Here is a 233-nt window from a genome sequence, read left to right on the forward strand (position 1 = left end):
GGCAGTGGTGTCGCCCATCACCGCGCTGTCGCTGCCTTCCGGCGAGACGTTGCCTGCCGCGTCGACGATGGTCGCCGTCACGGTCAGCGCCGCGCCATCGGCCGGACGGGCAAACTCGTAGCCCACCTTGCCGGCGCTGATGTCGGCCTCGCTCAACAGGCGGTCGGCCTGGCCGCTCACCTTGAGGGTGTCACCAGCCTGGGCCTCGCCCGGCAGGGTCACCGCCACGTTTA

1 protein-coding gene is annotated in these 233 nt (G+C 70.8%); it reads right to left on the reverse strand.

The genetic code is table 11. The features are described from left to right. Nucleotides 1-233, reverse strand: a 233-nt coding sequence (locus ACW5W4_RS18995) for a hypothetical protein (RefSeq protein ID WP_456690426.1), incomplete at both ends; no start/stop codon positions are given.

The organism is Aeromonas crassostreae (assembly GCF_054052445.1).